Source organism: Mucilaginibacter rubeus (assembly GCF_003286415.2).
Lineage (GTDB): Bacteria > Bacteroidota > Bacteroidia > Sphingobacteriales > Sphingobacteriaceae > Mucilaginibacter > Mucilaginibacter rubeus_A.
On record NZ_CP043450.1, the window covers coordinates 3,568,331 to 3,581,831 of the forward strand.

At 42.4% G+C, this 13,501-nt stretch carries 12 protein-coding genes; 10 read left to right on the plus strand and 2 right to left on the minus strand.

The features are described 5' to 3' along the window. The first annotated feature begins 94 nt into the window (after window positions 1-94). The gene (locus DEO27_RS13995) at window positions 95-3,388 is read left to right on the plus strand and encodes a T9SS type A sorting domain-containing protein (RefSeq protein ID WP_112573561.1); all 3,294 of its coding nucleotides are present in this window, start codon (window positions 95-97) and stop codon (window positions 3,386-3,388) included. Between the two features lie 12 nt (window positions 3,389-3,400). Here the strand turns inward: DEO27_RS13995 and DEO27_RS14000 are convergent, their stop codons facing one another. Then, window positions 3,401-4,162: a C40 family peptidase gene (locus DEO27_RS14000; RefSeq protein ID WP_112573563.1), complete on the minus strand. Its 762-nt coding sequence runs from the start codon at window positions 4,160-4,162 to the stop codon at window positions 3,401-3,403. A 196-nt stretch (window positions 4,163-4,358) separates the two neighbouring features. After that, window positions 4,359-4,712, minus strand: coding sequence for a 4Fe-4S dicluster domain-containing protein (locus DEO27_RS14005; protein ID WP_091210659.1), 354 nt, complete (start codon window positions 4,710-4,712; stop codon window positions 4,359-4,361). A 101-nt stretch (window positions 4,713-4,813) separates the two neighbouring features. Here DEO27_RS14005 and DEO27_RS14010 point away from each other — a divergent pair, with 101 nt between their 5' ends. From DEO27_RS14010 to DEO27_RS14050, 9 genes are all read left to right on the plus strand, one after another. Further along, the gene (locus tag DEO27_RS14010) at window positions 4,814-5,839 is read left to right on the plus strand and encodes an acyl-CoA reductase (protein ID WP_112573565.1); all 1,026 of its coding nucleotides are present in this window, start codon (window positions 4,814-4,816) and stop codon (window positions 5,837-5,839) included. Window positions 5,840-5,958: 119 nt separating this feature from the next. Continuing rightward, on the plus strand, window positions 5,959-6,162 hold the full coding sequence (locus tag DEO27_RS14015) for a fructose-6-phosphate aldolase (protein ID WP_112573567.1): 204 nt from the start codon (window positions 5,959-5,961) through the stop codon (window positions 6,160-6,162). 5 nt (window positions 6,163-6,167) lie between these two features. After that, on the plus strand, window positions 6,168-6,848 hold the full coding sequence (locus DEO27_RS14020; protein ID WP_112573569.1) for a cell division ATP-binding protein FtsE: 681 nt from the start codon (window positions 6,168-6,170) through the stop codon (window positions 6,846-6,848). 196 nt (window positions 6,849-7,044) lie between these two features. Further along, entirely contained in the window at window positions 7,045-7,647 is a 603-nt protein-coding gene (locus DEO27_RS14025) for a nucleotide exchange factor GrpE (RefSeq protein ID WP_223818247.1), read from the plus strand. Between the two features lie 126 nt (window positions 7,648-7,773). After that, the gene (dnaJ, locus tag DEO27_RS14030; protein ID WP_112573573.1) at window positions 7,774-8,937 is read left to right on the plus strand and encodes a molecular chaperone DnaJ; all 1,164 of its coding nucleotides are present in this window, start codon (window positions 7,774-7,776) and stop codon (window positions 8,935-8,937) included. 320 nt (window positions 8,938-9,257) lie between these two features. Then, a complete protein-coding gene (locus DEO27_RS14035) occupies window positions 9,258-10,400 on the plus strand; it encodes an exo-alpha-sialidase (protein WP_190295414.1) in 1,143 nt (380 codons plus the stop codon). Window positions 10,401-10,537: 137 nt separating this feature from the next. Continuing rightward, window positions 10,538-11,197: a hypothetical protein gene (locus DEO27_RS14040; protein WP_112573577.1), complete on the plus strand. Its 660-nt coding sequence runs from the start codon at window positions 10,538-10,540 to the stop codon at window positions 11,195-11,197. A gap of 54 nt (window positions 11,198-11,251) precedes the next feature. After that, window positions 11,252-12,172, plus strand: coding sequence for an ABC transporter ATP-binding protein (locus tag DEO27_RS14045; protein ID WP_112573579.1), 921 nt, complete (start codon window positions 11,252-11,254; stop codon window positions 12,170-12,172). Next, window positions 12,165-13,418 carry an ABC transporter permease gene (locus DEO27_RS14050; RefSeq protein WP_112573581.1) on the plus strand — a complete coding sequence of 418 codons (1,254 nt, stop codon included), beginning with the start codon at window positions 12,165-12,167 and terminating at the stop codon, window positions 13,416-13,418. Before DEO27_RS14045 ends, DEO27_RS14050 begins: the two co-directional genes overlap by 8 nt. Window positions 13,419-13,501: the final 83 nt, after the last annotated feature.

Below are 13,501 nucleotides of genomic sequence, written 5' to 3' on the forward strand. Positions count from 1 at the left end.
AACTATACGTTGATACTCCCCTATTCATAAAAGCTATTACCAGCCAGCCATATAGCCTATAGGAATATAAAAAATAGTATCAAAATGTATACTTATGAAAAATAAAATCATCCTGATTCTATTTTTATTTCTTAGCTCGGCTGTGTCAGCGCAAAATACCTGGAACCCTCCACTTATTGGAGGATCAACAAGCTGGACAAATAACAGCAATTGGAGCGCGGGCCACTTTCCTCTGGCAAGCGAGGATGTTGTAATTAATCTCGCGTTACTAAATGCCTCTCAACCGGTAATCGCCAATGGTACCGCGGCTGTATGTAAGTCACTTACATTTAATGCGGTTAATGGCTTATCGCTTACAGTTAATGGCACCTTAACTGTTTCCGGAACAGGAGCCGGTATAATCACCCAAAACCCTCCAACGATATCTTTGCTTGGTCTTGGCGGCACAGTTGTTAATACAATTACCGGTACAGGTACCGTAACATGCTCGTCACTACAAGTTGGCAATACCAACTTTTTAAGTGTAGGGGCGCTTACAAGCAACCAGGTATCTTTAATATCCACCGTTAACAGTTTACAAATATCGGGCGATGTGAATATCTACGGGACAACCAATGCTGTTTTAGGCGTGGGCGTTTTACAAAATAACAACTCTGCCTTTTATGTACGTGGTGGCACAACAACAGTTGGCGGACAATTATATACCAATACCTCCGTTTCGCCATCGGGTATCTCCTTAACACTTGGAACGGCAGCAACTGCCAATATCTATGTCGATGTACCTTCGGGCTCTTCGCTTAACCCGGTACTTAAATTAACTAATGCAACTCCTATTAAATCGGGAAGCAACGCAGCATCAATAGACTTTTATAGCAACGGAGGTGGATCAGGAACCTGTACGGTTGAATATGCCGGCAGCGGGCAAACCGTGTATACCGAAAGTACCAGCCAACTTGATATTAGCCCCACTGCCTATCAAAATATAAACTTTTCGGCAACTGGCACCAAAACCATAAACTCCGGCGACCTAACCATTTACGGCGACTGGAACTCAGCATCCACGTCGGGTAAGGTTGACGCGATAACCAATAACCCTAACGTTTATTTTAAAGGTGTCACCGAGTCGCTTACCGATGCCGGATCTGACGGAGGCAATGGTGTGGTGTTCAAAAATGTATTTGTTCAGAATAGCGGCACTAAAACCATGTCGGGGGCCGGTAAGTTTTCCGTGTCATCATTAGGCATATTAACCATGGCAGGTACTGCAACTCTTGCCACCGGGGGAATATTGACTTTAATCTCCGACGCATCGGGTTCGGCAACTGTAGCAAGCATTCCGTCGGGCACAGCCATTACCGGCAACGTAAATGCACAACGCTACATAAATGGCGGCTCAGGTCACCGTGGATACCGGTTACTTGCATCGTCAATAAATAACGGATCGGGAGCGTTTACGCTGGCTTACCTTAAAGCCAACGCTTATGTAACAGGTACAACTTTGGCTGCAGGTGGTTTTGATCCTTCACCTAATGCTAACAATCCAACCATATATTTTTTCAGAGAAAACACAGCCCGCTCAATTTCGAGTTTTACAAGTGGTAATTACCGGGGAGTAAATAATATAAACTCTTCACCATATTCATTTGATAGCGAATCAGGGACTTTTACGTTATACTCGGGCAATGGCTTTTTATTCTTTTTCAGGGGAGACAGGTCAACAACCATAGCACAGGCCACGGTGGTATCTCATATCCCGGAAAACACCACATTTACCGCTACAGGCTCTTTAAACCAGGGAAATATTACGGTTAAACACTGGTATACAGGCACTACATCGTTACTATATACCAATACTACCGGGAGCAGGGTACAAGGCTATAACCTGGTTGGTAACCCATATGCAAGTACCATCAATTTTGAAAAACTGAATCGCAAAGGGGTATCTGGTGGCAACGCCGATCCTTCTTCATCAATCTATATTTCCGGACAAAAAGCGCAGGTCTATACTACTGTAACAGCTAATATCCCCCCGGTTTTGTCGATGTGGGTCTATAATCCTATCAACAAACAATATGAAAGTTATCAGCAAAATGCCAACCAAATAACAGCAGTTGCTGATACCACAACCACAATTAATCCAGGGATCCAAAGCATAAGCGGCGGAGCGGCCAGTAACATGATTGCCAGTGGACAGGGTTTTTTTATCAGAGCTACGGCAACAGGGCAAACTATGGTTTTCAGCGAGTCGGCCAAAACAAATACACAACCTCCTTTATCAGCTACACTCAACAAAATATTAAGCATACCTGGTGGGAAAACCCCATTGGCCCTGATGAGCACTAAACAAAGCAGTTTTGCTGCCTCGGAGCCAGCCCCCTCAAACCAACCTATATTGCCGCTGATCAGATTACAGCTTATCAAAGACTCTTTAAACATGGACGGGATAGCTATTGTCCTTGTCAAGGATATTTCTCCCGCCTTTGATAAAAACAAAGATACCGAAGATCTGGGGGGCAGCGGCGCTCTCGAAAGCTTATCGGCATTATCAAGTGACAGCGTACAGGTTGCTATCCATCGTCGTCCTCTGCCGGGTAAAACTCAGGAAACAATCCGCCTGCTTGCCGATGCCACCGCGTCCGGCCCTTATAAACTTAAATTAACCGATTTAAAAGATCTTCCCGACCTGTATGACGTTTGGTTAAAGGATAGTTTTTTAAAAGATTCGGTAAATATCAAAACACAGCCGGAATATAACTTCAACATAGATAAAGGTAACAGCGCTACCTTCGGCACCGACAGGTTGCAGCTTGTTGTACGCCAAAACCAGGCCCTTATGGTACGTTTACTTAGCTTTGACGCTAAGAGAGTAAATGAAAGCGCCCAGGTTACCTGGTTTGCCGAAAACGAGGCTAATTATACCACCTATGTTGTTGAAAGAAGTACTGACAATGGCAAAACATTTGACCCGATAGGCACGCTGAATTCAACCGGGGCAAAAAGCTATTCGCTTAATGATAAAACGCCGGCCCAGGGCCTTAATCAGTACCGCTTAAAACAAATTGATTTAAACGGCGACGCTACTTACTCAAAAATTGCTCCGGTAATGTTTACCAGTAAGCCGCAGAATGCGCTGAGCGCCAACATGAACCTCTACCCTAATCCGGCTACTGATGTTATTCATGCCGAAATGCAATTTAACAATGGCAGTACTGTTAAGTATAAAATAAACATCACTAACAGCGAGGGCAAATTAATGGCTACTGCTACATCATCACAGGCCAACTGGCAAAATAATGTAGCAAGCTATGTACCCGGAACTTATATTATGCAGGTTGTTAACAGCAATGACAATACTGTTGTCGGGTTTAAAAAATTCATTAAGAAATAAATCCGGAGATCACTAAAAAAAGCGCCTGATCCCGCAAAGATTGTGGGTATGCTTCTTCAACTCAAGCGAGTATATGCCATCTTCATTGATGGTATCAATTTTAACTTTACCTGAAGCGTGAATAATATGCTCATTATTGAGCATGATGCCTACATGTGTTACACGCCCTTCGGCATTATCAAAAAATGCCAAATCGCCAAGCTTTGCATCCTTTATTGCTTCAACCTTTGTGCCCTCTTTTACCTGCATGCTGGCGTCACGCTTAATCCTGAGGCCTTTAAGTTTATAAACTACCTGTGTAAAGCCCGAGCAGTCGATCCCAAAATGAGTCCGCCCTCCCCACAAATAGGGCGAGTTCAGAAATGTTTTGGCAGTAGCGGCAATATCTTCGGGTTCGCCAACCTTACCAATAATTTCAAAACGATCATTGCCAATCCTACAAGATGTGCCTTCCAAAAAAGCGAGCGAGCTGCCTGCTGGTAAATAAACAATACTGTTATCGCTTATTTTCCAGGCTTGGGTAACGGCCTGGTAAGTAAGTTGCGAAGGATGGCTTTTTATATGCTTATATGCTAAATGACCAAGCATAGCAAATTGTAAACGGCCTATCCATCCCACATACCCATCACTTTCGGCAATGATCTTAACCCAGTTAGTTTGCCACTCGGTTATTTCAAATGCCTCGCCAAATAATAATTGCGACACCTGCTCACTCCGTTCATTGGGCTCGGCCCTGAGCGGAATTACAGCCAGGTTACATATCCCGTACTCCATAGTTCTGTAAATGTCAAATAAACAAAAATTTCGCGCGTATTTTTAAACTATACGCAGTTAACATTTAAATATGATGTTACTTTTATAATTGGTATTTGCTGCTCTGGGGTAAAAGCTTTACGATAATACAAAAAAAACGCTAAACAAAAAAGGGATATGCAATGCACATCCCCTTTAATATTTTGTAAGGCTTATACTATTCGTTCATGTGCAGCCAATCTTTTTTGGCAAGCAGTTCTTCTTCCGTTTCGCGGATATCTTCATCATCAACACAGCAATCAACCGGACAAACGGCAGCACACTGAGGCTCATCATGGAAACCCACACATTCGGTACACTTATCAGGTACTATATAATATATATCGTCAGATAATGCAGCTTGTGTTTCTTCAGCATTCAGGGTATTACCATCGCCAAAATCAATAATCCCTTTAAGGCCTGTCCCGTCGCTAAAACGCCAGGCAGCTCCTGCATCATAAATAGCATTATTAGGGCATTCCGGTTCGCAGGCCCCGCAGTTTATGCATTCGTCGGTGATTTTAATCGCCATATTTCTAAATATCTAATAATCTCAATTAACTTTGCCTGCAAATTGCAAGCGTACAAATATAACAAAAAAAGGCTTTAAGGGTTTATTCCCCTAACATATATATGTCAAAAATTAATCTAAAAACCTCAATAAATTCATTTTCGGAGTTGGGCAGGCAATTGCGAACTCCAGATGCTGCGTTAAGTGCCCTTATTGAAAACGAGCAATACCACAATGCCTGGTTTACTCCGGCGAGCGTTTCGGAAGCTGTAACAGCCATTGGTAATATGCTTAACGAAGCTGATCTGAACACCTGGCTTTCAAAATATAACCTTGAAACGGACAAGGCCCCAAAAAAAGTTGGACTTATCCTGGCGGGCAATATCCCGCTGGTGGGTTTCCATGATGTGCTTTGTGTTATAGCTTCAGGTAATAAAGCGCTGATTAAAGCCTCATCGCAGGATGCCAGGCTTATCAAAGCTGTATTGGAAAAACTGGCAGCTATTGATCCCACTTTTGCAGATAGCTTTAGCTTTGTTGACAGGCTGGAAGGCTTTGATGCCATCATAGCTACGGGCAGCAACAACAGTTCACGTTACTTTGATTATTACTTTGGTAAGGTGCCTAATATCATCCGCAAAAACCGCAACAGTATTGCTGTACTAAGCGGCAATGAAAGCGCCGAAGACCTGTTTAACCTGGGCCATGATATTTTAGATTATTATGGACTTGGCTGCCGAAACGTATCTAAAATATTGGTACCAGAGGACTACGACTTCACTTTCTTTTTTGAATCGATAGAAGCTCACAAGGCAATTATTAATCATCATAAATACAACAACAACTACGATTACAACAAATCTATTTACCTGGTAAACGGAGACAAGCATCTTGACAATGGTTTTTTAATGGTGAAAGAAGATGACAGGCTGACATCCCCGCTGTCAGTATTGTTTTTTAACTATTACCACAATGTGGCAAACGCCGAAAATATCATTAACGAAAATGCCGAAAACATCCAGTGCATTGTAAGCACGCTACCTTTGCAGGTAGACAACCAGGTGGTTGGTTTTGGCCGAAGCCAGCAACCCAAATTATGGGATTATGCCGATGGTGTAGATACGATGGAATTTTTGTCAAGTCTTTAAATAAATAATACCTTTGGGAAGGACGGTCATCATTTCATTAGGTCATTAAGTCATTGAACTATTTGCAAAGCAAAAAAATGACTTAATGAGCAAAGCAAATGACCCAATGACACAATACGATGTATATCATAAAAGTTAAAGGTGTTGCCAAAATACCCGATTATGTACAACTGCGGGATGATAAGTTTACGCTGTTGGCTTATTTCAGGGTTGACAGGCCGGATAAATCGCTTGACAAGGTTGGATTAGCCGACAAGGCCGAAGAGATCATGAATATTATCAAAGACCTGCCGTTCGGGCAGATCTTAAAATTAGAGCTATAAAAACGATGATAGGAAATTCTATAATAAAACTAAACAACGTTGATATCTTTCAACAGACACACCTGGTACTTTCAAACGTAAATTTACATGTTGACAAAGGCGATTTTGTATGGCTGATTGGCCAGACAGGATCAGGAAAAAGTAGTCTGCTGAAGGTAATTTACGGCGATTTAGGAATTAAAGCCGGCACCGGCCATGCCTGTGGTTATGAGCTAAGCAAGCTGCCAAGCCGCGATATTCCTTACCTGCGCCGTAAATTGGGTATAGTTTTCCAGGATTTCCAGTTACTTACCGACCGCACCATTGAGCAAAACCTGAACTTTGTGATGCGTGCAACCGGTTGGAACGACAAAAAGCTGATTGCCGACAAAGCACTTGATGTACTTGAGAAAGTTGGCCTGCGTTCAAAGTTAAAGAAAATGCCTCATGAGCTTTCGGGTGGTGAGCAGCAGCGTGTGGTTATAGCACGTGCTTTGCTGAATGACCCCGAAATAATATTGGCGGATGAGCCAACAGGTAACCTCGACCCTGAAACATCTGAAGAAATTGTTATGCTGCTTAAACAGATCAGCCAGTCGGGCACTGCTGTATTGGTAGCCACTCATGACTATCACATTATCCGCGCTTTTCCATCTCGCATTATCAAATGCGAAAATGGCAAAGTTTTGGAAGATGTGGAGATATAAAACTGAACCATGATTTTTAGGATTTAAAGATAGCCCTGATGTACAAAACTCAAGGCCATCTTTAAATCATGCGAATCATGGTTTTGGTTTGCCCATTTGGCGGTTCGCCTGTCACCCTTACTTAAAATTACATCATGCCACTGACAGCTTGACTGCTTTGCAGCTATGGCAGGATACTTGATTGGCACTACTCGCTATGAAATTTAACGATATGTTGAAGAAAAAGAAGAAAGAAAATACGGATAATACAGAAAATATAAACGAAGTGGATAACGAGCAATTACAAAACGAAGGGCAGGATAACGCCCAGGAAACAGAAGCTACGGCTACAGAAACTACAGCAGCCCCTACTGCCGAAGAAAAACTGAAAGACGAACTGGCACAGGCTAATGACAAGTACTTGCGTTTATATGCCGAATTTGATAACTTTAGAAGGCGTACCATTAAAGAACGCGAGGAAGCCCGCAAAACTGAAGGTAAAGACGTTATTGTGGCTTTATTACCTGTACTTGACGACTTTGAACGCGCGCAGCGTGCCATGGATAAGGCTACCGAAGTAGCCCCTGTTAAAGAGGGTGTTACTTTGATCCAAAACAAGCTGAAAAATATTTTAGGCCAAAAAGGCCTGAAAGAAATGACATCGATAGGCAATGCCTTTGATGCCGATCTGCATGAAGCTATCACCAACATTCCGGCTCCTACTGATGACCTTAAAGGCAAGGTAATGGACGAAATGGAAAAAGGCTATACTTTGAATGATAAAGTGATCCGCTTTGCTAAAGTGGTAGTTGGAGCGTAACTGATTTCGGATTTGGGACTTTCAATTTCGGATTTGTCCGGATGTGATAGTCTATCCTGATCTTACACAATATTAAATTATAATAAATCCGAAATCTGAATTTCGGAATCCGAAATTTTTAAAATTATGGCTAAGAGAGATTATTACGATGTGCTTGGAGTTGCAAAAGGTGCAAGTGCTGATGACATAAAAAAAGCATATCGTAAAATGGCTATTAAATATCACCCTGATAAAAACCAGGGCGATAAAGAAGCGGAAGAAAAGTTTAAGGAAGCTGCCGAAGCTTACGAAGTGCTAAGTACTCCCGAAAAACGTCAGCGTTATGACCAGTTTGGTCATGCTGCCAACGCGTCATCGGCCAATGGCGGTGGTTACGGTGGTGGCGGCATGAATATGGATGACATATTTAGCCAGTTTGGCGATATTTTTGGCGGCGGCAGTCCGTTTGAAGGGTTCTTTGGCGGTGGTCGTCAAAGCGGTGGCGGTGGCAGGCGTGTAGCACGCGGCAGCAACCTGCGTATTAAAGTGCGTTTAACACTTGAAGAAATTGCCAACGGAGCCGAAAAGAAGATCAAAGTTAACAAACAGATCATCTGTAAAACCTGCGACGGCTCTGGTGCTAAAGATAAATCATCATTCCAAACTTGTAAAACTTGCGGCGGCTCAGGTGCTGTGCGCAGGGTGACCAATACTATTTTAGGTCAGATGCAAACTACCAGCACCTGCCCTACCTGTAACGGCGAAGGTTCAACCATCCTGTCAAAATGTAATGTTTGTCATGGTGATGGCGTTGTTCGCGGCGAAGAACTGATCACTATCCAGGTGCCCGCAGGCGTTAGCGAAGGGATGCAACTGAGCATGAGCGGCAAAGGTAACGCTGCCCCTCGTGGTGGTGTTCCGGGTGATCTGATTATCCTGATTGAGGAAGTGCCTCATGAAACCTTGAAACGCGATGGCAACAATGTGATCTATGATCTGCATGTAAACTTTGTTGATGCTACTTTAGGTACATCTGTTGAAGTGCCAACCATAGATGGTAAGGCCAAAATAAAAATCGATCCGGGAACACAAGGTGGCAAAATTCTGCGCCTGAAAGGCAAAGGTTTGCCGGAAGTGAACTCATACCACCGTGGCGATCAGTTGGTGCACATCAACATCTGGACTCCAAAAGCGTTAAGCCGCGAAGAGCGCGAGATCCTGGAAAAATTACAAAGTTCACCTAACTTCAAACCAAATCCGGGCAAAAACGAGAAAAGTTTCTTTGAACGGATGAAGGAATATTTTGAATAGTCTTTTAAGGTGAAAGGATAAAGGCGAAAGCTGAAAGGTATATGCAACGCCCGGAGTACCATTACTTCGGGCGTTTTTGTTTTTGCAAGTTCAAGCGTCCGCGCTTGAACTGTTATTCATTTGAGCGTCCACGCTCACGATGCCGACAGAGGTTCTTTTAAAGTAAGCGTGGACGCTTACTTTAAAATCAGGTTCAAGCGAAGGACGCTTGAACCTGCGTAAAAAGACACTTGAACCAGCGCTAAAACTTTACAAAAGCATTTGAGCCGGCAATTCAATTTTTACTAACCGGATAATTTGCGTTAATTAGGGCTATGCCCGTGAAATTCAAATTACTCTTCTTTACCTGTCTCTTTTTATCCATTCTTAATACTCGTGCCCAAACCCCATCCGTCAGCAACAACTACCAAACCGAAGCCGGCGTAGCCAAGCTAAACATCGACCGAGCTATGATCTACTCGCCTGATAAGGAATGGTTGTACAACCACCATGCGTCTATTATTCATTTTAAAGACCGCTTCGTGGCCATATGGAGTAACGGGATGATTGATGAGGATTCGCCGGGCCAAAGGGTGGTTTATGCTACTTCAACTGATTTTAAACACTGGTCGCCATTGAGGGTATTGGCTTCTCCGGGCAAAATCAATGATACACTTTCCGTGCTCACCGCTGCCGGATTTTATCAATACAAGGGTACTTTAGTGGTCTATTACGGCGATTATGACAAACATCGTCAAAATACGCATCTGTGGGCTAAAACCAGTACCGATGGTGAGCGTTGGAGCGGGCCAATTGACATGCACCTACCTGTTGTACCCAATCACGGCCCGGAAATGACCAACAGCAGACGGTTGATCATCAGCGACAATTTCACTTTTCCTTATACCGATGATCCACGTGGGCTTTCGGGCTGGAAGCTCAGCAGTTTTTATCCGGATTCACTTTATAAACAAGATAATCCGGCTATGTTTTACGCCCCTGCAGCAAAATCGGGCTTACCGCCGCTTTGCGAAGGATCTTTTTTCCAAACCGATGATAACGTTTTGCACATGCTCTTAAGGGTAACGGGTAAAGGCTGGAAAGGGCATTTGTGGCTTACCGAAAGTAAAGACAATGGCAAAACTTGGTCGCGCCCTGTGCAAGCGCCATTTTCTGATAATGACAGCAAATTTCATTTCGGCCGGTTGCCCGACAAAAAGTTTTATTACGTAGGTATCCCGGATACCTTACACCATTACGACCGGAATCCATTGGTGTTATCGCTTTCAAAGGCTGGTAAATCATTCGATAAAAACTACATCATTGCCGACGAGCTTTATCATCTTAAGAAAGAAGGACTTTGGAAAGGCGGACAATATGGCTATCCGCATACAATCGTTTATAACGGGGTCATGTACGTGATTATATCCCGTCAAAAGGAATCTATCGAAGCACTAAAGTTCGATCTAAAGCAACTCAAATAGATAGGCTGCAAAGTAGAGATATTAAAAATGGCGTATTTGAATAAAAACAAATACGCCATTTTTTTACTTCAATAAACAACCTAAACCATAATTGGGTTTTGGGTATATTTATACGCATAATTTAAACCTACCTGCTCATGAAACCAACACGTGATACCGCTTATCTCACCATTGCTACATCAATTATCGGTGCGTTAATACAAATACTAATGCTACCAATGCAAAATCTACTTTTTAAATTTCCTGATAATTTCAAGTACCTGATATATTTCATCCCTTTGTTATGCTTCATTTGGTTAGTGATATTTATGATAGGTATCGTAAAATACACCAATGAAAAACCTTTTGTATTTAACACCTTTATCATTTACTCAATTTTCAGCTCGCTCCACGGTGCCGTCAGTATTACAATGAACTTTTTCCATGTACCGGTACAGTCAATGCTCATGTTTTATCAAGTTACAGCTATCATTAAACTGCTGATTGTAATAGGCTTTATTGTTGCTACATTTAACTTAAATCCTACTCAATTCAGGTCGCCTCTTCGTTTTTTTGCACTGAGCGAGTTATTTATTATGTTATTTTATATTGCAATGCCACCACTGCTTACTTTAACAGGAGGTAGCAATTATGTCGGGTATATAAGATATTTGGCCCTTATAAATCTCATCATCCCGGCAGCGGGCATTTACATAGCGGTAACCGCTTTAAATGTTATTAACAAACAGCAATGGCAAAAACCATTTTATGAAATGAATAAACCGGACTGGCCGCCATATGATAAACCCGGCCTGTAACTTTTTTTGCTTACCTTCATCTAAAAGCAAAAACAGATACATAAACCTTAACAAATGCTAAGCATCCGCAATATTGTTAAACAATACGCCGGTCACCGGGCCTTAAGCGATGTAAGTTTGGAAGTTGAAAGCGGACAGATATTTGGTCTGCTGGGGCCTAATGGCGCAGGTAAAACTTCACTTATCCGTATTGTTAACCAAATAACCGCACCCGATTCGGGCGAAGTTTATTTCAACGGCGAAAAACTCAATCAATCGCATATTGAGCGTATAGGTTACCTGCCGGAAGAACGCGGTCTTTATAAAAAAATGGAGATAGGCGAACAAATGATCTACCTTGCCCGCCTAAAAGGCCTGAGCCGTGCCGAAGCCCAAAAGCGCCTGAAATTCTGGTTCGAAAAACTGGAAATGGAAACCTGGTGGAAAAAGAAGATAGAAGAACTATCAAAAGGGATGCAGCAAAAAGCCCAGTTTGTAGCCACAGTGTTGCATGAGCCCGATCTGATCATCTTGGACGAACCTTTTAGCGGCTTCGACCCTGTAAATGCCGAACTGATTAAGGACGAGATTCTGGAACTCAACAAAAAAGGTGCAACCATCCTGTTCTCCACCCACCGTATGGAATCGGTAGAAGAGCTTTGTGATGCCATAGCGCTTATCAATAAATCGCACAAGATACTGGATGGCAAGGTTAAACACATCCGCAACTCGTACCGCAACGAAACTTATTTTGTTGAATATGAAGGCTCGCGGATAGTATTTGATGGCACCCAGCCTTTTGAACTGCTTGAGGAAACCCATAGTGAGGATGATAGCCATACCATCAAAATAAAACTTAGGGGGCAAAACAACTCAAACGATGTTTTGCAATACCTGATCCCTAAAGCCAGGGTAAATATGCTGCAGGAGGTGATACCAAGCATGCATGAAATATTTATAGAAAAAGTTAACCTAAACTCGGCCGGCCATGAATAAAGTATTACTCATTATACAACGTGAATACCTGACCCGGGTACGCAAAAAATCATTTATCATTATGCTGTTTGTAGTACCGGCATTGATATTTGTAATGGGCGTGGTAATAAAAATGGTTGCCGAAAACAGTGATAAACTATCCTCACTACAAACGGTTAACGTAATTGATAAAAGCGGCAGCTTCGCCAATAAATTCCACGATGTAACTAACGTGAAGTTTACCTATGCCTTAACCGATTTAAAATCATCGAAGCTATTACTGAAGGATAGCGAGGGGATCTCTATTTTGTATATACCGGTAAATTATATGCAAAAAGATTCGGTACAGATCTTTTCAAAAAAGAAAGCGTCTATTCCTCTATCCGAAGAAATTGAAAAGCAGATGAGCGATATCGCTTTCTCAAACAACCTGATCAGCCATCACATAGATACGGCCCTTTTAAGTAGCATAAAGCGGACTAACATATCAGTGAATGCTATTGAAATTTCAGACCAAGGCGATAAAAATGCCAACATCGGCCCCAATATCTTAATTGGTATAGCCTGTGCCATACTTATTTACTTGTCGCTATTCATATACGGCGGGCAGGTAATGCGCGGGGTGATTGAAGAAAAAACCAACCGTATCATAGAAGTGGTAATATCATCAGTAAAGCCATTTCAACTAATGCTGGGTAAAATCATTGGTGTTGGTTTAGTTGGCTTAACACAATTTAGCGTCTGGATAATTTTGTCTGTCATATCCACTAAAATAGCCGGTCATGCTTTTAGCTCGCCGGCCAGCCCCATGACCAATGCGTTAGCTGTATTGCAAACTATCCCGTTTGGCTACATTATGGGCTGCTTTATATTTTACTTTTTAAGTGGGTATCTATTTTATGCGGCATTGTTTGCAGCAGTAGGCTCAGCAGTAGATAGTGAGACAGAAACCCAACAATTCATGTTTCCGATTACTATGCCACTGTTGTTTACTTATATATTATCGGTATCGGTACTGTTTAGGGCACCCGATAGCCCGCTGGCTGTATGGTTATCTATGATACCTTTTACAGCCCCGGTAGCCATGATGGTGCGCATTCCGTTTGGTCCACCAGACTGGCAGGTAGCCATATCGATGTGTATGATGGTGATAGGCTTTTTGTTTACCACCTATGTCGCCGCAAGAATTTATCGTGTGGGCGTGTTGATGTACGGCAAAAAAGCAAGTTATAAAGAACTGGTTAAATGGTTTTTTTATAAAGAATAGTTTGATTTCGGAGATCGGATGTTCGATTTCGGATTTACAGAATAAAATCCCCGGGAATAATTAAACAATTTCGGGGATTATTT

What these genes read in the sequence shown, in the direction of transcription:
- dnaJ (WP_112573573.1), top strand. Translation starts at nt 7,774, where the DNA reads ATGGCTAAGAGAGATTATTACGATGTGCTTGGAGTTGCAAAAGGTGCA.
- DEO27_RS14050 (WP_112573581.1), top strand. Translation starts at nt 12,165, where the DNA reads ATGAATAAAGTATTACTCATTATACAACGTGAATACCTGACCCGGGTA.
- DEO27_RS14005 (WP_091210659.1), bottom strand. Translation starts at nt 4,712, where the DNA reads ATGGCGATTAAAATCACCGACGAATGCATAAACTGCGGGGCCTGCGAA.
- DEO27_RS14025 (WP_223818247.1), top strand. Translation starts at nt 7,045, where the DNA reads ATGAAATTTAACGATATGTTGAAGAAAAAGAAGAAAGAAAATACGGAT.
- DEO27_RS14020 (WP_112573569.1), top strand. Translation starts at nt 6,168, where the DNA reads ATGATAGGAAATTCTATAATAAAACTAAACAACGTTGATATCTTTCAA.
- DEO27_RS14045 (WP_112573579.1), top strand. Translation starts at nt 11,252, where the DNA reads ATGCTAAGCATCCGCAATATTGTTAAACAATACGCCGGTCACCGGGCC.
- DEO27_RS13995 (WP_112573561.1), top strand. Translation starts at nt 95, where the DNA reads ATGAAAAATAAAATCATCCTGATTCTATTTTTATTTCTTAGCTCGGCT.
- DEO27_RS14010 (WP_112573565.1), top strand. Translation starts at nt 4,814, where the DNA reads ATGTCAAAAATTAATCTAAAAACCTCAATAAATTCATTTTCGGAGTTG.
- DEO27_RS14000 (WP_112573563.1), bottom strand. Translation starts at nt 4,162, where the DNA reads ATGGAGTACGGGATATGTAACCTGGCTGTAATTCCGCTCAGGGCCGAG.
- DEO27_RS14040 (WP_112573577.1), top strand. Translation starts at nt 10,538, where the DNA reads ATGAAACCAACACGTGATACCGCTTATCTCACCATTGCTACATCAATT.
- DEO27_RS14015 (WP_112573567.1), top strand. Translation starts at nt 5,959, where the DNA reads ATGTATATCATAAAAGTTAAAGGTGTTGCCAAAATACCCGATTATGTA.